Annotated in this window: 21 protein-coding genes; 20 read left to right on the forward strand and 1 reads right to left on the reverse strand. The window is 59.1% G+C overall.

Annotated features, from left to right (window positions below; genetic code table 11):
• Positions 1 to 5 precede the first annotated feature (5 nt).
• The 17 genes from ACIQUH_RS20180 to folD all read left to right on the forward strand — a co-directional run bounded on the left by ACIQUH_RS20180 (position 6) and on the right by folD (position 15,073).
• Entirely contained in the window at positions 6 to 677 is a 672-nt protein-coding gene (locus ACIQUH_RS20180) for a response regulator transcription factor (protein WP_004432529.1), read from the forward strand.
• A 105-nt stretch (positions 678 to 782) separates the two neighbouring features.
• Positions 783 to 2,078 carry a flagellar hook protein FlgE gene (locus ACIQUH_RS20185; protein WP_400818193.1) on the forward strand — a complete coding sequence of 432 codons (1,296 nt, stop codon included), beginning with the start codon at positions 783 to 785 and terminating at the stop codon, positions 2,076 to 2,078.
• Between the two features lie 22 nt (positions 2,079 to 2,100).
• A complete protein-coding gene (flgK, locus tag ACIQUH_RS20190) occupies positions 2,101 to 3,579 on the forward strand; it encodes a flagellar hook-associated protein FlgK (RefSeq protein WP_400818196.1) in 1,479 nt (492 codons plus the stop codon).
• A 3-nt stretch (positions 3,580 to 3,582) separates the two neighbouring features.
• Complete coding sequence (locus ACIQUH_RS20195; protein WP_400818199.1) at positions 3,583 to 4,686, forward strand: flagellar hook-associated family protein; 1,104 nt, start codon at positions 3,583 to 3,585, stop codon at positions 4,684 to 4,686.
• Positions 4,687 to 4,720: 34 nt separating this feature from the next.
• Positions 4,721 to 5,065 (forward strand): flagellar biosynthesis regulator FlaF, encoded by a 345-nt coding sequence (flaF, locus tag ACIQUH_RS20200; RefSeq protein WP_004432537.1) that lies wholly within the window; start codon positions 4,721 to 4,723, stop codon positions 5,063 to 5,065.
• Positions 5,062 to 5,511, forward strand: a complete 450-nt coding sequence (gene flbT, locus ACIQUH_RS20205; protein ID WP_004432543.1) for a flagellar biosynthesis repressor FlbT — start codon at positions 5,062 to 5,064, stop codon at positions 5,509 to 5,511. The genes flaF and flbT overlap by 4 nt, the downstream gene beginning before the upstream one ends.
• Positions 5,502 to 5,972 carry a flagellar hook assembly protein FlgD gene (flgD, locus tag ACIQUH_RS20210; protein ID WP_020812913.1) on the forward strand — a complete coding sequence of 157 codons (471 nt, stop codon included), beginning with the start codon at positions 5,502 to 5,504 and terminating at the stop codon, positions 5,970 to 5,972. Before flbT ends, flgD begins: the two co-directional genes overlap by 10 nt.
• A gap of 48 nt (positions 5,973 to 6,020) precedes the next feature.
• Entirely contained in the window at positions 6,021 to 6,287 is a 267-nt protein-coding gene (gene fliQ / locus ACIQUH_RS20215) for a flagellar biosynthesis protein FliQ (protein WP_003503352.1), read from the forward strand.
• Positions 6,288 to 6,444: 157 nt separating this feature from the next.
• Positions 6,445 to 8,532: a flagellar biosynthesis protein FlhA gene (gene flhA, locus ACIQUH_RS20220; protein ID WP_400818202.1), complete on the forward strand. Its 2,088-nt coding sequence runs from the start codon at positions 6,445 to 6,447 to the stop codon at positions 8,530 to 8,532.
• Positions 8,529 to 9,284, forward strand: coding sequence for a flagellar biosynthetic protein FliR (gene fliR / locus ACIQUH_RS20225; protein WP_020812910.1), 756 nt, complete (start codon positions 8,529 to 8,531; stop codon positions 9,282 to 9,284). Before flhA ends, fliR begins: the two co-directional genes overlap by 4 nt.
• Before the next feature lie 14 nt (positions 9,285 to 9,298).
• Complete coding sequence (locus ACIQUH_RS20230) at positions 9,299 to 9,718, forward strand: hypothetical protein (RefSeq protein ID WP_400818205.1); 420 nt, start codon at positions 9,299 to 9,301, stop codon at positions 9,716 to 9,718.
• 114 nt (positions 9,719 to 9,832) lie between these two features.
• The gene (locus ACIQUH_RS20235) at positions 9,833 to 10,390 is read left to right on the forward strand and encodes a rod-binding protein (protein ID WP_065654443.1); all 558 of its coding nucleotides are present in this window, start codon (positions 9,833 to 9,835) and stop codon (positions 10,388 to 10,390) included.
• A 29-nt stretch (positions 10,391 to 10,419) separates the two neighbouring features.
• Positions 10,420 to 10,788: a hypothetical protein gene (locus ACIQUH_RS20240; protein ID WP_004432559.1), complete on the forward strand. Its 369-nt coding sequence runs from the start codon at positions 10,420 to 10,422 to the stop codon at positions 10,786 to 10,788.
• A complete protein-coding gene (locus tag ACIQUH_RS20245; protein WP_400818208.1) occupies positions 10,788 to 11,327 on the forward strand; it encodes a flagellar basal body-associated FliL family protein in 540 nt (179 codons plus the stop codon). The genes ACIQUH_RS20240 and ACIQUH_RS20245 overlap by 1 nt, the downstream gene beginning before the upstream one ends.
• A 204-nt stretch (positions 11,328 to 11,531) precedes the next feature.
• On the forward strand, positions 11,532 to 12,206 hold the full coding sequence (locus ACIQUH_RS20250; RefSeq protein ID WP_400818211.1) for a WecB/TagA/CpsF family glycosyltransferase: 675 nt from the start codon (positions 11,532 to 11,534) through the stop codon (positions 12,204 to 12,206).
• Positions 12,207 to 12,320: 114 nt separating this feature from the next.
• Positions 12,321 to 14,096 (forward strand): hypothetical protein, encoded by a 1,776-nt coding sequence (locus ACIQUH_RS20255; RefSeq protein WP_400818214.1) that lies wholly within the window; start codon positions 12,321 to 12,323, stop codon positions 14,094 to 14,096.
• 77 nt (positions 14,097 to 14,173) lie between these two features.
• Positions 14,174 to 15,073: a bifunctional methylenetetrahydrofolate dehydrogenase/methenyltetrahydrofolate cyclohydrolase FolD gene (gene folD, locus ACIQUH_RS20260; protein WP_400818216.1), complete on the forward strand. Its 900-nt coding sequence runs from the start codon at positions 14,174 to 14,176 to the stop codon at positions 15,071 to 15,073.
• A gap of 248 nt (positions 15,074 to 15,321) precedes the next feature.
• Here the strand turns inward: folD and ACIQUH_RS20265 are convergent, their stop codons facing one another.
• Positions 15,322 to 16,347 (reverse strand): LacI family DNA-binding transcriptional regulator, encoded by a 1,026-nt coding sequence (locus tag ACIQUH_RS20265; protein WP_400818219.1) that lies wholly within the window; start codon positions 16,345 to 16,347, stop codon positions 15,322 to 15,324.
• Between the two features lie 277 nt (positions 16,348 to 16,624).
• Between ACIQUH_RS20265 and ACIQUH_RS20270 the strand changes: the two genes are divergently transcribed.
• From ACIQUH_RS20270 to ACIQUH_RS20280, 3 genes are all read left to right on the forward strand, one after another.
• Entirely contained in the window at positions 16,625 to 17,986 is a 1,362-nt protein-coding gene (locus tag ACIQUH_RS20270) for an ABC transporter substrate-binding protein (protein ID WP_400818222.1), read from the forward strand.
• A 105-nt stretch (positions 17,987 to 18,091) separates the two neighbouring features.
• Entirely contained in the window at positions 18,092 to 19,105 is a 1,014-nt protein-coding gene (locus ACIQUH_RS20275) for a carbohydrate ABC transporter permease (RefSeq protein WP_400818225.1), read from the forward strand.
• A gap of 1 nt (position 19,106) precedes the next feature.
• A complete protein-coding gene (locus ACIQUH_RS20280; protein WP_142855323.1) occupies positions 19,107 to 20,267 on the forward strand; it encodes a carbohydrate ABC transporter permease in 1,161 nt (386 codons plus the stop codon).
• Positions 20,268 to 20,274 lie beyond the last annotated feature (7 nt).

Genomic DNA, 20,274 nt, shown 5'->3' on the forward strand with positions numbered 1-20,274 from the left:
GACGAATGATCGTAGTGGTTGATGAGCGCGAGCTCGTTAAAGACGGCTATACATCTCTATTTGGGCGTGAGGGCATTCCCTCGACCGGGTTCGATCCGGTCGAATTCGGGGAATGGGTCTCGACGGCCGCGGAAAGCGATCTTGCGGCTGTGGAAGCCTTCCTGATCGGCCAGGGCGACCGGAGCTTTTCTTTGCCGAAGGCGATCAGGGATCGCACGACGGCCCCGGTGATCGCGGTCAGCGACCAGCCCTCGCTGGAATCAACGCTGGCGCTTTTCGACAGCGGCGTCGACGACGTCGTGCGCAAGCCGGTTCACCCCCGTGAAATCCTGGCACGTGCGGCGGCGATCCGTCGCCGGCTGCAGGTCATCTCGAACTTTACCGATGCCGGGCCGATCCGGGTTTTCTCCGATGGCCGTGATCCGGAAGTCGGTGGTGAAGTATTTCCCTTGCCGCGCCGCGAGCGCCGCATCCTCGAATATTTGATCGCAAATCGCGGACGCCGCGTTTCCAAGGCGCAGATTTTCAATGCCATCTACGGCATCTTCGATGATGACGTCGAAGAAAACGTCGTCGAAAGCCATATCAGCAAGCTGCGCAAGAAGCTGCGCAAGAAGCTTGGCTACGATCCGGTCGATTCCAAACGTTTCCTCGGCTACAGCATTGATTGGCAATGATTTTCATTGACCCGCGTGGTCTTTTTCAAACGCGGTATTTCCGACAGCTTCACGCAAGCCAAACGCTTTACCTTCTCCCTGAAAGATGACCACGAGGGTTTTTGAATGAGTATTTTCGGCACTATGCGAACCGGTGTGTCCGGCATGAATGCACAGGCGAACAAGCTGGGCACCGTGGGCGACAACATCGCCAACGCAAGCACCACCGGCTACAAGCGCGCATCGACGTCGTTCTCCTCGCTCGTTCTGCCCTCGTCGTCGGGCAGCTACGCCTCCGGCGGCGTTCAGTCCAACGTTCGCTACAGCATTTCGGAGCAGGGCAACCTCTCCTACACCACCTCGAGCACCGACCTTGCCATTCAGGGCAACGGCTTCTTCGTGGTTCAGGATGGTGCGGGCACGCCCTACCTCACACGTGCCGGTTCCTTCCAGAAGAACGCGGAAGGATATCTGGAGAATGCGGCGGGCTTCATGCTGATGGGCTACCCTTACGGCGCCAACCCGCCGGCTGCGGTCGTCAACGGCTTTACGGGCCTTGAGGCTATCAATATCAATGACTTCGGTCTGACAGCGTCTCCCTCCACGCAAGGCAGCTTCCCGGCGAACCTTAACCGTGATGAGACAATCGTTGCTGCGGGATCGCGCCCGAGTGACAACGTCGCAACGTCGACGATTGGCAGCAAGACGTCGCTTACGGCGTTCGACAGCGGCGGTGCCAAGGTTCTTTACGACTTCTATTACACGCGCATTGACAACGATGCGTCCGGCAATCCGCAGTGGGAAGTGTCGGTTTATCGTCAGGATCAGTCAACGGACGGCGGCTTCCCTTATACGGCAACCGCACCGGCGACACTCGTCAAGGAAACGGTCACCCTGACCTTCGACCCCGCCACCAACAAGCTCACCAGCGGATCGGATAGCTCGATCACGATTAACGACAGTAACAGCGGCGTGGCGCAGGCGATTGAGATCGACTTGTCGCAGATGACGCAGTTCTCCTCGAAGTTCACGCCAGGCACTGCTGTTCTGAACGGCAACGGCCCAAGCCAGATCAAGGACGTCGAAATCGGCAAGGATGGCCTGGTCACGGCGGTCTATCAGGATGGCGGTCGCCGCAACATCTACCAGTTGGCGCTGGCCACGGTGCCGAGCGTCGACAATCTCAGCCCGCAGAACGGTAACGTTTATCTGCCGAGCAACGAGTCGGGTGTTGTCACCATCGGCTTCGCGCAGACGGGCAGCTTCGGTTACATCCAGAAGGGTGCGCTGGAAGGCTCGAACGTCGATATCGCCAGCGAACTCACCGACATGATTGAATCCCAGCGTATCTACACAGCGAATTCGAAAGTCTTCCAGACTGGATCGGATTTGATGGACGTCCTGATCAATCTGAAGAGATAATACTTCTCACGAGGACAGATGAATGTCGCTCACGTCAGCAATGAATACTGCGCAGTCGATTTTCAATAATACAGGTAAGCAGACGGACGTTACCTCGAAAAACATTGCCAATGTCGGCAATGCGAACTACGTCAAGCGAACCGCCATTCTCGGCACGACCATGGCTGGAGCGAGTGTCGTCTCCAACGGCCGTGCCCAGAATGAAAGTCTTCTCAGGCAGACGATCTCCAGCTCTTCTCTCGCTTCCGGCCAGAGCACGGTTCTGACCGGTCTTGAGGAAATGAAGAGCATTTTCGGCGGCAACGATTATGAGAGCTCGCCGGCAACCTATATGAAGGAACTGCTGAAGAGCCTGGACGCCTACGCGGCCAAGCCGAGCGATGCCGCTCTGGCAGCAACGGCCGTCACCTCCGCTACCGATGTCGCCAGTTCCCTGAACAAGGCCTCGAACGAATTGCAGGCGATGCGTCTGCGCGCCGACAAGGAAATCGCCCTTCAGGTCGACAAGCTGAACGGCCTGCTTGCGAAGTTCGAGGAAGCCAATAACGAGGTCAAGGCGCAGACGGCGATCGGTGGCGATCCAAGCGATGCTCTCGACCAGCGTGAGACGCTTCTGAAGGATATTTCCTCCATCATCGGCATCAATGTCGTCAATCGTCCCAACAACGATGTGGCGCTTTACACGACGGATGGCGCAACGCTCTTCGAAATCGTGCCGCGCAGCGTGACGTTCAAGACGCAGCCGGGTTATGATGCGACGACCACGGGCAACGCAATCTATGTCGATGGCGTGGCACTGAAGGCTGGCAGCGGCAGCAACACGACGGCTGAGGGATCGCTTCAGGGCCTGATGCAGGTTCGTGACGACCTGGCGCCGACGATGCAGAGCCAGCTCGACGAAATCGCCCGCGGCCTCATCACCATGTTTGCGGAAAAGCCGGCGGATGCGACCAGCGGCCTGCCGGATATGCCCGGTCTCTTCACCTACGGCTCGCCGGCGGCGACGACCATTCCGGCAGACGGGATTGTCTCTCCCGGGCTCGCGGCCAGCATTACCGTCAACCCGGCGTTAATTATTTCCAAAGGTGGCAATCCGGAATTGTTGCGTGACGGCGGTATCAACGGTACCGATTACGTGATCAATACCGCAACCTCGGGGGGAACCGGTTTCTCCGAGCTGATCCGCAGCTATGTTACTGCCTTTGACGCGCCCATGAATTTTGCCGCGTCGACACGTATCGATACGAATACCAGCATCCTGAAATACGGCACCAACTCGATGGGGTGGCTCGAACAGGAACGTTCCGGCGCGACTTCGGCGAACGAAGCGAAAAGCGCGCTTTATGAGCGCTCCGCCACCTCCTATTCGAACAATACGGCGGTCAGCCTGGATGAGGAACTGTCGTTGCTCATGGATATAGAGCAATCCTACAAGGCCGCGACCAAACTGGTGACGACCGTTGATGAAATGCTCAAGTCCCTGATGGACATGGTGAGGTAAACGATGAAAACGTCATTCATTTCATCGCTGGCGATGCAGAACAGCATGCGCAGCACCATCCTCAAGGCTCAGCTTGAGATGACCAATCTCAATACCGAGCTGACGACGGGCAAGCATGCCGATCTCGGCGTGACGCTGGGCGCCAACACCGCCAGAAGCCTCGATCTCAATCGCGATATCGACCGCATCTCCTCGCTGGTCAGCGTCAATTCGATTGCAACGCAACGCCTCAAATCCTCGCAGACGGCGCTCGACGGCATGGCGCAGGCAGCGCAGGAAATTCAGAAGGTTCTGGTCCCCAACACCAGCAGCGAAGCACCGACGCTGACGACGGTTGCCAAAACCATCTCGAATGCGTTCAACAATTTCACCAGCTTCGCCAATACGGCGGTCAATGGCGAGTTTCTGTTCTCCGGCATCAATACGGACGTGAAGCCCGTCGATGACTATTTCGCTGAAGGGTCCCCCCTGAAGGAAGCCTATGAGACGGAGCTTGACGCATTCATGGCGGCGCAGACGCCGGCGGTTGGCGACATCACCGGCCTGTCCAAGACCCAGGCCGAAGCCTTCATGACCCATATCGAAGGTGTGTTCAACGGCACCACGACGGTCACGAACCCGCCGCACAGCAGCCTGACGGCCGGCCAGAACTACGATTTCTGGACGACCTTCGGCTCCAAGGCGAGCGACACCAACATGACGAGCCGCATCAGCCAGAACGAGGTCGTGGAAACGTCGAGCAACAGCAACTCGCAGGGCATGCGTTATTTTGCACTGACGGCGATGACGGCGATGACCTTCCTCGACGAAAAGGTGGATAGCGGCATTCGCGAAATGGTGGCGACCAAGTCGGTGACCAATATCGGTACCGCCATCAGTGGTTTGAACCAGCAGCAAAGCCAGCTCGGCCTTTCCGAAAGCCGTGTTTCGAAGGCCAATGACTCGCTGGCAGCCCAGAAGAAGATCATCGAAACGCATCTGCTGGATATTGAGGGGATCGATACCTACGAGGCGAAGACCCGCCTCGATCTGCTGCAGCAGCAGATTGAAATCGCATACAGCCTCACGTCGCGTCTGCAAAAAATGAGTCTGGTGAACTACCTCTGATGAACAGGGGTGGCGGCAGATAAAGGATACATGAATGTACCAGTTTTCCTACGCCGAAATCATGGAGGATGGTGTCGCCAACGCGAAGGATCGCGAGCGGCAGGCGTTGACAAAATCGATCGACCTTCTGGTGGAGGCAAGGGATTCCTCTTCGCAGCGCCACACGATCGAAGCACTTTTTTACACTCGACGGGTCTGGATCCGCTTCATTGAGGATCTCAAGCAACCCGACAACCAGCTGGCCATGGAACTCAGGGCCAATCTGATTTCCATCGCGATCTGGATTTTGAAAGAGTGCGAACTGATCCGGAAACGTCAGTCGACGAATTTCCAGGGCATAATTGACGTGACAACCATCATCAGGGATGGACTGAAATGAAAAGTACACTTCGGATTTCGCTGAAATCGGGCGAAAAGATTTTCATCAACGGCGCGGTTCTGCGTGTGGATCGCAAGGTGGCGCTGGAATTCCTGAACGATGTCACGTTCCTGCTTGAAAACCACGTTCTGCAGCCCGACCAGGCGACAACGCCGCTCCGGCAGCTTTATTTCATCGCGCAGATGATCCTCATCAACCCGGAAGGGCGCGAGCAGTCCACCAACATGTTCCGCAAGTCGGTCAGCATGCTGCTGAATTGCTTCCAGCATGACGAGGTTCTGGCGGAACTGAAGCGGATCGACGGGCTGGTTGCCTCGGGCAAGGCCTTCGAAGCGCTGAAGGCCATTCGCGGGCTTTATCCGATCGAGGAAAAAATCCTCAACAATCAGGAAATGACCCCCGCAACGATCGAACAGATTCGCAAGGAGATCGCACCATGGCGGTAGATGCAGTCACTTCGGCAGCGTCAAATCCCTGGGCCAATGCCGGGGCAAGCAGCTCCGACAGCAGCGCAGCATCGCTGAACTACGACAGCTTCCTGAAGCTCCTCATCGCCCAGATGAAGAACCAGGATCCGACCAGCCCGATGGATGCCGGCGAGCAGATGTCGCAGCTCGCAAGCTTCTCGCAGGTCGAGCAGACCATCAAGACCAACACCCATCTGAAAAGCATGCTGCAGGCGGAAGCCCTGACGCGCGCCTCCGATCTGGTCGGCAAGACGGTCAAGAGCGCCGACGACACCGTCACCGGTGTGGTGAAGGAAGTCGAGGTCTATTCGGACGGCGTTGTCGCCATCACCGAAGCTGGTGACAAGGTGCTGCTGCAGGCCGGCGTGACCTTCTCCAACGGCCCGATTACGAGTACATCTGATAGCGGTACCGATTCGGATTCAGCCACCGGTTCCTGACATTGAAGAGGCGGCATGACGCCGCCTTTCCGGATTGAGGATGCGACGATGAACGAGGCCGATGCGCTTGATATCATGCAGGCGGCTGTCTGGACGGTTCTCGTCGCGGCCGGTCCCGCGGTTCTCGCCGCGATGATCGTCGGTGTCGTCATCGCCTTCATTCAGGCCCTGACCCAGGTTCAGGAAATGACGCTGACCTTCGTTCCCAAGATCGTCACGATCATGCTCGTGCTCGGCGTCGCCGCCCCCTTCGTGGGCGCGCAGATATCGCTCTTTTCCAATCTCGTCTTTTCCCGCATCCAGTCCGGCTTCTGACGCTCGCCCGTTTGAGATGCCACCTTCGCGCAAGCTTCAGCGGCTAGGGATAGGCTGAAGCATCGGTCGAATTGCGTTCGCTTTTCAAAAAACCGGTGCCGCGGAACCGTGCGGCGGCTTTTCCGTCGCCCTTCTCATGAAGAGACAGGACGAATTTATGGCGCAACCACCAGTCATCTCCTTGCCCAAGGTCAGTCCGAGCACGCGTGACATCGGTTTCGCACTGGGCATCGTGGCGATCCTCTGCGTTCTCTTCCTGCCCATTCCGGTCATGCTGGTGGATATCGGCCTGGCCTTCTCGATTGCGCTTTCGGTCCTCATCCTCATGGTGGCGCTGTGGATCCAGCGCCCGCTGGATTTCTCCTCCTTCCCGACCGTGCTGCTGATCGCGACGATGATCCGCCTGTCGCTGAACATCGCGACGACGCGCGTTATCCTCTCCCACGGCAATGAAGGGCCGACGGCGGCGGGCGGCGTGATCGCTGGCTTCTCCAGCCTCGTCATGTCCGGCGATTTCGTGATCGGTCTGATCGTCTTCCTGATCCTGATCACCGTCAACTTCATCGTCATCACCAAGGGTGCGACGCGTATCGCGGAAGTTGGCGCGCGTTTCACCCTTGACGCGATCCCCGGCAAGCAGATGTCGATCGATGCGGATTTGTCCGCCGGTATCATCGACGAAAAGGAAGCGCAGCGCCGCCGCCGCGAGCTAGAAGAGGAAAGCTCCTTCTTCGGCTCGATGGACGGTGCCTCGAAATTCGTGCGTGGCGATGCCATTGCCGGCCTCATTATCACCGCGATCAATATTTTCGGCGGTATCATCATCGGTTATTTCCGCCATGGCATGCCGATCGGCGAAGCGGCCGACGTCTTCGTCAAGCTTTCGGTCGGTGACGGTATCGTTTCGCAGATCCCGGCGCTGATCGTATCGCTGGCTGCCGGCCTTCTCGTCTCGCGCGGCGGCACGGCCGGCTCGACGGATCAGGCTGTCGTCAACCAGCTGAGCGGATATCCGCGCGCGCTGATGGTCTCGGCCATGCTGATGGGCCTGCTCGCCATCATTCCGGGCCTTCCCTTCCTGCCCTTCATCTTCCTCGGCGGCATTATGGCCTTCGGCAGCTGGTATATTCCGCGCCAGGCGGAGGCCGAAAGCGCGCTGCGGCGTCAGGAAGAGGAGAACAAGGTTCTCCAGACCACCGAGGCGGAAAAGGATTCGGTCAAGCAGGTGCTGAAGACGGCCGAGATCGAACTGGCGCTCGGCAAGCAGGTTTCCACCCGCCTTCTCGGCGCGCATCAGGAACTGGCCTTCCGCGTTGGCAAGATGCGCAAGAAATTCGCCTCGCAATACGGTTTCGTGGTGCCGGAGATCAAGGTCTCCGACGATATCATGATCCCGGAAAAGGCCTACCAGATCCGCGTCCACGGCACGACCATCGCGTCCAGCAACCTGCGTGTCGGGGACGTTCTTGTCGTAACGGGCGCGGGGCGCAAGCCGAGCATTCCCGGCGACGAGATCCGAGAACCCGCCTTCGGCATGCCCGCCGTCTCGATCCTCGAAACCTTCACCGAGGATCTGAAGCGCGAAGGCTTCCATCCGATCGACAACGTCTCCGTGGTGCTGACGCATCTGAGCGAAGTCATCCGTAACAACCTGCCGCAGCTCCTGTCCTACAAGGATGTCAAGATACTCATCGACAGGCTCGATCCCGAATACAAGAAGCTGGCCGACGAGATCTGCTCGTCGCACATGTCCTATTCCGGCCTGCAGGCGGTCCTCAAACTGCTGCTCGCCGAACGCGTGTCGATCCGCAACCTGCACCTCATTCTGGAAGCGGTTGCCGAACTTGCGCCGCATGTGCGCAAGACGGAACAGATCGTCGAACATGTGCGGGTACGCATGTCGCAGCAGCTCTGCGGCGATCTTGCCGACAATGGCGTGCTGCGTGTCCTGCGCCTTGGCAACAAGTGGGATATGGTCTTCCATCAGGCGCTCAAGCGCGACCAGAAGGGCGAAATCGTCGAATTCGACATCGATCCCCGCCATCTCGAGGAGTTTTCCGAGCAGGCATCCAAAGTTATCCGTGAATTCATGGATCGCGGCCTGCCCTTTGTCCTTGTAACCTCGCCGGAAACGCGGTCCTATGTGCGCATGATTATCGAGCGACTCTTTGCGACCCTGCCGGTTCTTTCACATGTGGAACTGGCCAAGGGTCTGGAGATCAAGATTCTGGGCGCCATTTCATGATAACCGACCCGCAAGGGACAATCATTGCATTGTTCCTTGCCATCTGCCGTATCGGCGCATGCTTCATGACCATGCCGGGCTTTTCGAGTTCGCGCATTTCGCCGCAGATTCGCATGCTTCTGTGCGTCGCGGTGTCCATGGCGCTTCTGCCGGTGCTGTGGGACACGATCTATCCGAAGGTTTCCGGCGCGAGCCAGGGCACGGTCGTCGGCCTCATCTTCACGGAGGTCGTCATCGGCTCGATGTATGGCCTGATCGCGCGGTTCTACACACTTGGTTTCCAGTTCACCGGCGCGCTCATCGGCGCTTCCATTGGCCTCAGTGCGCCTGGAGGCGCCGATGTCATCGAAGACGTGCAGGAAAACCAGATATCCAACTTCATCACCTTTGGCGGCCTGCTGGTGCTGTTCATATTCGATTTCCACCACATCGTCCTCAAGGCGCTGGTGGATTCCTATACCGCCACGCCGGTCGGCGCGCTGATCAGCGGCCAGAAGATGTTGATTACGCTGACCGATACGCTCAGGGCCTCCTTCTCGATCATGCTGCGTCTTGCCAGCCCCTTCGTGATTTACGGCTTGATGTTCAACGTCGCGGTCGGCCTCATCAACAAGCTCGCACCGCAGATTCCGGTCTTCTTTATCTCGACACCCTTCGTTCTCGCGGGTGGACTTTTCATGCTCTATTTGTCGGTCGCGGCCCTCATCCGGCAATTCGTGGATGGTTTCGGCCCGGTCTTCATCGGCTTTTGATCGGGGAAAATGCGATGGCTTCGGACAAGCGCTCTGCCAAACTCAAGCGTCTGGTAACCGTCCAGCGGCACATGGAAAAAATGGCCGAGGTGGAACTGGCCGACACAACCCGCACCCGTACCGAAGTGGCGCAGTCTATGGAGAACGTGCTGGAAGCCATGAGTTCCATGGACCCGGTGCATCAGACATTCTCCAGGCATTATTCGGACCGCTATGGCCGTCTCGTCGTCCAGGACCGCCAGCTCGAAGGCGTTCAGCAATTTCAGGAAAACAAGGTCCTGAAGGAAAAGACCAAGGCTGACCGGCTGGAGGACAGGATGCATATTGCCCGCGATCTCGAGGAGCGCGAGGCCGACGATAATGCAATCTATGATTTGTTAGAAATTACGAATGTTTCCCACACACCAGCCTCCAGCAAGGTTGGCGATCCATAGTCTGTCCCATTGTTGCATCGCGGGCGTTTTAAGGACGTCTCCGGCGATGTTTCTTGATTGAGCGAATGCGCCGGCTTTCTGTGTCGCCCATTCGTCAGCTCGGGAGATATGGACGTGGCGATATCGGTGATAAGTGATCTGGTGATGGATGTGGTTCGCGCGGCGGACCCCCAGGAAGTTCAGGTCGCCCAGGAAAAACTCAAGGCGAACAAGGCGGCTTTTGCCGCAACAAGCCTTGCCGATGCCGGCAAGGGCTTTGGCGCTGCGGTCGATATGCTGGATGGCGCTTCCTCGAAGGCTGGTCTCGGCGATACCAATATTCGCGCCGCGCGCACCGAAATCCCGGAAACATACCGCAAATATGAAGCCTCGGTGCTCCAGACCTTCGTGGCCAACATGCTGCCGAAAGACAGCGAGGAAGTTTACGGCAAGGGCAATGCCGGCGAGATCTGGAAAAGCATGATGGCGGAACAGTTTGCCGACACGATCTCCAGAAATGGCGGCGTCGGCATCGCGGAGCAGGCTTACAAGGATGCGCTTCGGAAGGCTGAAAGCAAAGGCATTACCGACGTATCGATGAATGAAAAAGACAATAATGCTGCAATTCGGATGGTGGCGGAGTTCGAGCGGCAGGTCCTCGGCGTTTCCAATGAGAAAACGGACGAGGCTTGAGAATGAAAAATCTTAACGAGGAGACAAGCATGGACCTTATGTCGAACGACCACCGTATCCAATCCGTTCTCGGCCGCCTTGAGATGATCATCGACAATGAGAACGACAATATCGGTAAGGACCCCAAGTTCGATTTCAAGGTCTCCAATGCCCATAAGAGCCGTTGCCTCTATGAGCTGACGATGCTGTTCCGCGATACGCCGCGCGAGGAAATCGCCGCCGGTTACATGGAGCAGGTCAAGGGCATCAAGTCCAAGCTCGCGACCAATGCCAGCCGGGTCGAGGCGCATCTGAACGCGGTTCGCGCCGTGGCGGACCTCTTGAAGAACGCGATCCAGGAAGCCGATACCGACGGCACCTATTCCCAGGAACAGTTCATGTACGGCGCAGCCTCCTGATGTTGAAGCTTCTTCTCACCGGCGTCTGGGTTTGCGCCGTCACGCTCGGCGCGGTGTATTTCTCCGTCCAGTTGGCGACGGCGCCCGCGCCGGATGAGGCGGGGACGAAAAAGGCCAATCTGCAACTGGTCAAGGGCGAAAGCATCACGATCCCCGTCATCAATGATGGCGGCGTGAACGGCTATTTCCTCAGCCGTATTTCGCTGCGCGTCGACAAGACCAAGATGGCGAAGATCGAGCTGCCGGCAACGCAGCTGATGACCGATGAACTGTTCACGCTGCTCGCGGGTTCTTCCATGGTCAATATCGCCAATATTTCCACCTTCGATCCCGAAGCCTTCAAGCAGCGCATCCGCGAGGGGCTGAACAAGAGGCTCGATGACGAGGTGGTCGAGGATGTGCTGATCGAACAGCTGGATTATCTGTCGAAAGCCGATATTCGCGAGCAGAACGGTAACGGCACGCCCCGCTCGGTCAAGCTGGTCGAGGGCGAGAAGGCCGAAGCCGGAAAAGAAGCGGCTGCGGCGCCAAGCCACTGACGGTTCAAGGGGGAGGGGGCTTCGGTTCGCCAGAGGATGTGGAGCATCTTTCTGGTTAATTGTCCCTTGCCGCATCCAGAAGCATTTGAGAAATTGCTTTCAAGCTAAATTCAACCAGCACCTGTATAAACAGACCCATCAACCACCGTCCCGCAGGCCATGCGCCGGATCGGTGGCGATGGGTTTGGCATTTGGGGGTTGGCAATGAGTTTCGCGTCAGGTTTCGCGCAGCCGGGATCGCAACGGAATATCCACGGACTGCGCGTCTGTGATCTCGATTGGAACGGGGCGCTGGAACTGGTCAGCGGCAGTGCCTCGGCTTGCGAAGGGCATACGATGCTGTCCTTTCTCACCATCGAGAAGGCGAAGCTTTCTCTCAGGGATAACGACTATCGGCAGATTCTGGAAAGCTGCCTGCTTCTGCCGCAGGGCAAGGGCATGAGTGCCGCCGCGCGTGCAGAACATGGCGAGCCTCTTCCCGTCGTCATCGATGGCGTTGCCTTCGTCATGGCGCTTCTGACCTATATGGCAATGCCGAAACGTATCGGCGTCGCGGGGGATGATGCGGCCCAGATCGGTGAGGTTCTCGCCAAGTTGCGTGCGCACGCGCCATGGCACGATTTCGTCATGCTGAACCGGGATGCATCGGGCGTTAAGGTGGATGTTCTGCTGGCGGGAATGTTGAAGGAAAACCAGGAGACATGGCTGCACCGCGCCGTCAGCCGCGAGAATGCGCGGGTCGCCATCGCGGTTGGCCCCCTGTTCAAGGTCCTGTCGTCGGAAGTGGCCGGCATGCCGGAAATTTTCCGCAAGCTGCATATGAGCTGGCTCTACAGCCTCTGCGCCGAACCCTGGCACATCGCGCTCGGCAAGAGCTGAGGCCGTTCCCGCAGGCGTTGCGTTAACCATTTGTTTGCCACGATCCTTTAACCTCTCGTAAGGTTTTGACAGTCGCCCGTTACGGGCGGCACCGAGGGCGGCAGACGGCTTCAGATGGTTGATGACAATCCGGACATGATGGCGATTCGCCCTGACGAGGATGATGTCGCTGCGCCCGTATCGCAATGGCGCAGACATTGTCTGCGGCTCCTGACGTCTGGCTGTATCGCCGCCGCCACGGTTGCCGGGGCTGCCCTTCCGCTTTTGCTGATCGATTCGGGTTTTCGCGGTTATGTTTCGCAGGCCCGGATCGAGGTTACCCAGACCGCTTACGACGCCCCCGATGCGGCCCGCTTTCTGGCGATGGCACGCCGCACGCTGTTTTCGCCCTCCGGGCTCGACCGTATAACCGCCGATCTCAAGCTGAAGTCCGCCGATATGGTCGGTGTTCGCAATCAGGGCGAGCTTGGCCTGCTTTTCGACCTTCTGACCGGCGCGGATGCGCGTCCGCTCTCCGAGCGGGAAGCGCTGAACGGCGCGGTGGGTGAAGCGATCCGGCTGGAGCTCACGCCGGATGAAAATACGCTGATCGTGACCGGCAAGGCCGCGACGCCGGAAACCGCCAGGCGGCTGACCGATTATCTTTCGATGCGCGTCATCGCCGATGGCAAGGCCGGCACCATGACACCAGCCATGCGCGAGACGGAGAGGGCGCGGACAAGGCTCGATGAGGCGGAAGCCGCGCTGAACGGTTTCCAGATACGCCATGGCGACGCCGTGATGTCCGAAGTGCAGCAACTCGAGCAGCAGTTGCGTGACGCAAACGACAGCCTTGCCGGAATTGCGCGGCAGCAACAGTCTCTTCAGGCTGATTTGGCGGCGGCTTCGGCCCTGAAGCCGAATGATGTGTTTGCAAAGCCGCTGCCGGCCGGTGTGGGTTTTTCAGCGCTTGAGGATATCAGGCAGAAGCACGCGAGTGCCAGCATGGCGCTTGCTGCGGTTTCGGTCGACTACGGCCCGAAACATCCCCGCCGCATCGCCGCCCAGAATGCGGTGGATGCCGCACAGGCGCTTGCAGCGCCGGCACTGCGTCAGTTGCTTGAAGGCTTGCGGGCGGATGAAAAGCGCGTCGCTGAGGAGAGTGCCGCCGCCAATGGCGAGCACAAGAAATACCTCGACCGCCTGGGCGATCTCGGTGTCGCCCCCGGCGAATTCTCCAGATTGCAGGGTGAACTGGAAACGGCCCGAAATGCCTATCTGGAGACAAGCGAACGCCGTGACCTGTCCGCCTCCGCCACGCCCGCGGTCGAAACCCGTTTGACGCGGAAGGCCGCACCGGGAGAATTGACCCGCGACCTGACGCAGGCCGCCATGCTGGCGGGCGGCGGCGCATTGATCGGCCTGCTGGGCAGTCTCTATCTCCTCAGCTACCGTCGCCATGACGAGGAGGAGGAGGAGGGTGCACTGGTCGTTGAAGACGATGCGCAACTTCCATCCTCCGCCGAACGGCCGGACCACGCGCAATTCTCGGAATTCGAGCCGATCGAGCCGGCTGTCTTTGACGATTTGCAGGACCCTGTCGCAGAAGGCGATATCGCGCCGGAGGAAGACAGCTTTGCCGATTATTACGGCGAGGCTGTCAATGACGACGATGACATGCCGCTGGACGAGCGCGTGCGGCAGGTGCTGATGGGCAATCGCACCGTCAAAACCGCTGAACCCGCATCAGCAGGGCTGCCGCCGCTGCTGGCCGAAGCCCTTGCCGGGCACTTCGATCATGCGGAGGCCGAAGCCGAGGAGCTGATGGAATTGCGACGCGAATTGGCGTTCCTGAGAGAGCGTCTCGCCGATTACGCCGATCGTCGGGAAGACTACCGCAAAACAGCCTGAAAACGCCGCATTTTCGCTTGCATTCCTGTGAAGGGGGCACCATACGGAGCCGACGTAACCCAGCAGGAGCAGGACGCATGGCAGTTGTGATTGACGGGAAGGCGAAGGCGGCTTCGGTAACGGAGGCGGTCCGCAAATCGGCAGAAGCGCTTGAGGCGGAAAAGGGCGTGAAGCCCGGTCTCGCGGTTGTCATCGTCGGAAACGATCCGGCCAGCCATGCCTACGTGAATTCCAAGAGCAAAATGGCGAAGCAATGCGGTTTCAACTCCATCCAGCACACGCTGCCGGAGGAAACCACGCAAGGCGAACTCCTAAAGCTGGTCGGCGAACTGAACGCCGATGCATCCATCCACGGCATTCTGGTGCAGCTTCCGCTGCCGAAACATTTCAATTCGGATGAAATCATCCAGTCGATCCTGCCCGAGAAGGATGTGGATGGCTTGAGCGTCTTGAATGCCGGCAAGCTCGCGACCGGCGATCTCGCGACCGGCCTGATTTCCTGCACGCCCGCCGGCGCCATGCTTCTGGTGCGCGGCATTCACGGCGACGACCTTTCCGGCCTCAACGCCGTGGTCATCGGCCGCTCGAACCTCTTCGGCAAGCCCATGGGTCAGCTTCTGCTGAATGCCAATGCCACGGTGACCATGGCGCATTCGCGCACGAAGAATCTGGCGGCGATCTGCAAGACGGCCGATATCCTCGTTGCCGCGGTCGGTCGCGCGACGATGGTGAAGGGCGACTGGGTGAAGCCAGGTGCCACCGTCATCGATGTCGGCATCAACCGCATTGCCGCACCGGAAAAGGGCGAAGGCAAATCCAAGCTGGTGGGCGATGTCGCCTTTGACGAAGCAAGCGCCGTTGCCGCCGCCATTACGCCGGTTCCCGGCGGTGTCGGCCCGATGACGATCGCCATGCTGATGGCCAACACGGTCATCGCCGCTCATCGCGCTCAGGGGCTGACGGCGCCGAAGTTTTAACTCGCTTTCAGATTAGAGATTCGGCGACGGTGCATAAACCACCTTCCTCATCCCTGTGCTCGTCACAGGGATCCAGCCAGCCCAAGTCCTTGGGTTGAAAGGAGTCTTTCCGCCGCGCGGACGCGCGTCGGCTGGATTCCTGTGACAAGCACGGGAACGAGGGCGTGGAGGGTGCTTGGCGCGAGAAACACCTTATGCCGGCGACGTGTCCGGCTTCGGCCGCAGCACATGCATCAAGACCATCCGCCTCACCCCTTCGGAGCCGGCCCCGTCGAAGCGCGCACCACCAGTTCCGCCTTCCAGAGTTCCTGATGCGGTTCCGTCTGGTTAAGCTTGATGCGGTTGATGAGACGCTGGCCCACGCGCACCCCCGCTGCCCTGAGCGACGAGCGGGTGGTGGTCAGCGGCACCGAAAAATTATCGGGCTTCAAAAGCGGCAGCACGTCGTCATGGGCGATCAGCGAAATATCCCTGCCGGGCTTTAAGCCCCGCTGGTTGAGCGAACGGATTGCCCCGAGAGCCAGCGCGGTACTGGCGCAGAGAATGGCGGTCGGTTTTTCCGGGCGTGACAGCAGCGCCTCCATGCCGAGATAACCTTCCTCATCCGTCATGCTGCTGTGCCGTTTATTGTCCGGGTGCAGGGCGAGGCCGCTTGCCTCCAGCGCCTTCTCCACCCCGAGGCAGCGCCGATAGGTAAAGTCGTAGCCCTCCGGGCCGTTCAAAAGCCCGATGCGCTTATGGCCGAGCTGGAGGAGAAGCTGGGTCGCATCACGAAACGCTCCCTCATTATCCACGTCGAGATAGGGATAATTCTCCTCCACGCCGATAGAGCGGCCATGCACGAGGAAGGGCAGCGAGAGCGACTGCAGCATGGCGATGCGCGGGTCGTTCTTCTTCATGTAGGCGAGATAGATGCCATCGACGCTACCGCTCGCCGCCAGCCCACGCAGGGCTTCGCGTTCCTTTTCCGGCTCGGTCGGCATGATGACGAGATGAAAGCCGCTGCGTGAGGCTTCCTCACCGAGACCGCTCAGGAATTCGCCGAAATGCACGTCGGAACGATGGTGCTCGCCAATCGGCATGACAAGACCGATGGAACCGACCTTGCCGGTTGCCAGCCGCTGTGCCGCCGCGTTTGGGCGATATCCCGTCTTCTCTGCGGCTTCCATGACGCGTCGGCGCGTCTCGGCGCTCACCTCGGGATAGCCATTGAGAGCCCGGCTGATGGTCGTCTGCGAAATCCCCAGCAGTTGCGACAACTGTTTCAGGTTCATGTCTGTCATTTCCTCCATGCGCGCGCCCAGGAAAAGGCCAAAAGCCGCTCCTCACATTCCCAAAGCGCTTTAGATTTTTACCAGTCCCATCGGCTTTTCTCAATCGAAAATGATAGCCGCCTTCCGAAATAAATATGACTATTCCCAAGGGACTGCAACGTTTCCGCAGAAAGAGCCTCTTGACTCGGTCTCAATGACAATGAGATGAATAGGCAGCCAAAGCGCTTTGATTGAGAGAGGACGCTTTGAGCCTTTTATGTGATGGGAGGTAAATCACATGCGGAAGACTCTTTTGGCGACGGCAGCCTCGATGGTGCTGCTGTCGGGTGCGGCCTTTGCCGCCGATCTGAAATTCGCACCCGGCGCAGATGCCAAGTTCAACTGGAAAAGCTACGAGGACTTCAAGGCGGCCCATGCCGACCTGAAAGGTCAGACGCTGACGATTTTCGGCCCCTGGCGCGGTGAGGATGAGGCGCTGTTCCAGTCGGTGCTCGCCTATTTCGCCGATGCGACCGGCGTGAATGTCCGTTATTCCTCGTCGGAAAATTACGAACAGCAGATCGTCATCGATACGCAGGCGGGTTCGCCGCCCAATATCGCCATCCTGCCGCAGCCCGGCCTCCTGGCGGATCTGGCCGCCAAGGGTTTCCTCGTGCCGCTCGGCGATGAGACCGCCAACTGGGTCAAGGAAAATTACGGCGCGGGCCAGTCCTGGGTCGATCTCGGCAGTTACAAGGGCAAGGATGGCAACAAGGCCTATTTCGCTTTTCCCTTCAAGGCGGATGTGAAGTCGCTCGTCTGGTATGTGCCTGAGAACTTCGAGGAAGCGGGCTACAAGGTGCCGGAGAGCATGGAAGACCTGCTCAAGCTGACCGACCAGATTGTCGCCGATGGCGGCACGCCCTGGTGCATCGGCCTCGGTTCCGGCGGCGCCACCGGCTGGCCGGCGACCGACTGGGTGGAAGACCTGATGCTGCGCACGCAGCCGCTGGACGTCTACCAGAAATGGACGACCAACGAGGTCAAGTTCACCGATCCGGCCGTGGTCGAGGCGATCAACGAGTTCGGCAAATTCGCCAAGAATGAAAAATACGTGAGCGGCGGCGTTGCAGCCGTGGCCTCCACCGACTTCCGCGACAGCCCCAAGGGTCTCTTCGACATTCCGCCGAAATGCTACCTGCACCATCAGGCGTCGTTCATTCCGTCCTTCTTCCCTGAAGGCACCAAGGTCGGAACGGATGCGGATTTCTTCTACATGCCGACTTATGCGTCCAAACCTGACCTCGGCAAGCCGGTTCTCGGCGCCGGCACGCTCGTCACGGTAACCAAGGAAGCACCGGCGGCCAAGGCATTCGTCGAATTCCTGAAGACCCCGATCGCCCACGAAGTGTGGATGGCGCAGTCCAGCTTCCTGACGCCCTATAAAGGTGTGAATGTCGATACCTATGCCAATGAGCAGATGAAGCGTCAGGGCGAAATCCTGACGACCGCGACCAGCTTCGGTTTCGACGGTTCCGACCTGATGCCCGGCAAGATCGGTGCCGGCGCATTCTGGACCGGCATGATCGATTTTGTCGGCGGCAAGTCTGCCGACCAGGTCGCCGCCGATATCCAGAAGGCCTGGGACGGCCTGAAGTAAGCTCAATCCGGCTTGGCCCGGCGGCTTGCCGCCGGGCCTCACCAAAGGAACTGCCCCGACGACCGCATAAATCAACGCGGCGCGGAGAGGATCAAGGGAGGGAACATGGCTCAACAACTCGTGTCTGCCATCGGCGTCATGGTAGCGGGCGTTTTTGCCTGCGCTGCCTATTACTGGCTATCCGACAAGGCGCTGCAGGCGATCTTTCCCGTCCGTTCGGGAGACGTCATTCACGCATCCCGCAACCTCAACCGCCGCGCCGCCGTCCGGCCGTGGCTGTTCATCGGCCCGGCGTTGATCCTGCTGCTCGTTTATCTGGTCTATCCCGTCATCGCCACGCTGATCCTGTCCTTTTATGATCGCACCGGCAGCGAATTTGTCGGCCTTGCCAATTATCGCTGGGCGTTTTTCGATGCCGGTTTCCGCCAGTCGATCTTCAACAATATCCTCTGGCTCGCCGTCGTGCCGGCCGCCTGCACCTTCTTCGGCCTCGTCATTGCCGTCATGACCGACCGCATCTGGTGGGGCAACATCGCCAAATCCATCGTCTTCATGCCGATGGCGATCTCCTTCGTTGGCGCATCCGTCATCTGGAAGTTCATCTATGAATACCGCGCCGAAGGTCAGGTGCAGATCGGCCTCTTGAACGCCATCGTCGAATTTTTCGGCGGCAGCCCGGAGGTGTGGATTTCCATGCCCTTCTGGAACAATTTCTTCCTGATGGTCATCCTTATCTGGATTCAAACCGGTTTCGCCATGGTCATCCTGTCCGCAGCGCTGCGCGGCATCCCGGAAGAAACCATCGAGGCGGCCGTCATCGATGGCGCCAATGGCTGGCAGATCTTCTGGAAGATCATGGTGCCGCAAATCTGGGGCACCATCGCCGTCGTCTGGACGACGATCACCATTCTCGTGCTCAAGGTCTTCGATATCGTGCTGACCATGACCAATGGGCAATGGAACACCATGGTTCTCGCCAATCTCATGTTCGACTGGATGTTCCGCGGCGGCGGCGACAGCGGCCGAAGTGCCGTCATCGCGCTCATCATCATGGCGGCGGTCACCCCCATCATGGTCTGGAATATCCGCCAGGCAAACCGCGAGATGGAGGGCCGCTGAGATGAATATCGTCAAACGCCTTCGCCGCGTCGGCCTGCCGCGCCTCATCGTCCATGCCAGCGTCCTCGTCGTCGTGCTTCTCTGGCTCCTGCCGACGCTCGGCATTCTCGTCAGCTCGCTGCGCGACAAGGATCAGATCACGGTGTCGGGCTGGTGGACGGCTTTCTCCAGCTCCGAACAGACCTCGGCAGTGCGCCTCGCCGATGCTTCCGTGCAGAAGCAGGACGGCAGCCGCTATGTCATATCAGGCAATGTCTTCGAAAGCGGTGCCGGTGGGAAAGTCTCCGCCTTCGGCGTGCGCGTTCAGGAGCCGAGAGCATTCAACGCCGGCGAACCGGCCGATATCGGCGATGGCGAAACGCTGCTCGTCAATACGGACGGCACCTACGAATATAGCAAGGCTTCGAGCTTCGAGGGCGCGCGCGGCAAGCGCGTCTACATCTCCGTCGCGACGCCGCCCGTTTTCACGCTCGATAATTATCGCACGGTCCTGACCTCGGAAGGCATCGGCCAGTCTTTCGTCAACTCACTCACCGTGGCCGTGCCGGCAACCGTCATCCCCATCCTCATCGCCGCCTTTGCCGCCTATGCCCTGTCATGGATGAGCTTTTCCGGCCGCAATCTGCTGATTGCCATGGTGGTGGGCCTGATCGTCGTGCCGTTGCAGATGTCGCTGATCCCGCTTCTCAGGCTCTATAATGAAATCGGCACCATCTTCGGCGTGCCGTCCAAGACCTATGCCGGCATCTGGCTGGCGCATACCGCCTTCGGTCTGCCGCTCGCCATCTATCTGCTGCGCAACTATATTTCCGGCCTGCCGAAGGAGATCATCGAAAGCGCCCGCGTCGATGGCGCGAGCGATTTTGAAATCTTCGTCAAGATCATCCTGCCGCTCTCCTTCCCGGCACTCGCCTCCTTCGCCATCTTCCAGTTCCTGTGGACCTGGAACGACCTGCTCGTCGCCATGGTGTTCCTCGGCACGCAGAAGGACGAACTGGTATTGACCGGTGCGCTCAACGCGTTGCTCGGCTCGCGCGGCGGCAACTGGGAAATCCTCACCGCTTCGGCCTTTGTCACCATCATCGTGCCGCTTTGCGTCTTCTTTGCTCTTCAACGTTATCTCGTGCGTGGCCTGCTTGCAGGCTCCGTCAAGGGAGGCTGACATTCCA

This window comes from Agrobacterium sp. NPDC090283, from assembly GCF_044769685.1.
Lineage (GTDB): Bacteria > Pseudomonadota > Alphaproteobacteria > Rhizobiales > Rhizobiaceae > Agrobacterium.